Genomic DNA, 645 nt, shown 5'->3' on the forward strand with positions numbered 1-645 from the left:
GCGATGGCCGCAAGCGCACGGCCGACGCCGCGCTCCATGATGAAGCCGGGAGATTGCTGGCTGTGGCACGGACGACGTGGATTGCGGTGGAACGCGAGGTGCAGCTCGGGCGATAGGTGCGTAGGGTGGATTGGCTCGCGGCCCGCGCGTGGCGCGGTCCGCGGGCTTAATCCAGCACTCGGTCACCGCTAGCCACGAACGCGGTTCTCGTAGGGTGGGCAAAGGCGCGCAGCGCCGTGCCCACGACTTCCGTCCCGGCTCGTTGGTCAAGATGGTGGGCACGCTCCGCTTTGCCCACCCTACGAGATCAGGGCGCTACCTACGCGCTCTGCTCCATCATCCCCGCGAGCCGCACCAGCTCGGCCTCGAGATCCCGCTCCACATCCGCCGCGCGAATCTCCAGCACGCGATAGTCCCGCGCCTCCAGCCATGCCCGCCTTGACGCACGGTCGGCCGCGATCGCCTCGCCCTCGCCCGGGTTGACCAGCTCGATCGCGATCCGATGCGGGAACGAGACGAAGTCCGGGATGTGGCGCCCCACGGGGGTCTGGCGCTTGAACCCACCTGCAAAGCGGCGGTCGCGGGTCAGTGCCTGCCAGAGCAGGCGCTCGGCATCGGTCGGGTTGCGGCGGAGCAGGCGGGCGA

General features: G+C 69.8%; 1 protein-coding gene. It reads right to left on the reverse strand.

Features of this window, described 5'->3' with window-relative positions:
- Window positions 1-319: 319 nt before the first annotated feature.
- A partial coding sequence (locus MOV75_RS40910; protein ID WP_247008535.1) for an endonuclease domain-containing protein occupies window positions 320-645 on the reverse strand: 326 nt, incomplete at its 5' end.

It is taken from the genome of Bradyrhizobium sp. PRIMUS42 (genome assembly GCF_023006515.1).
GTDB lineage: Bacteria > Pseudomonadota > Alphaproteobacteria > Rhizobiales > Xanthobacteraceae > Bradyrhizobium.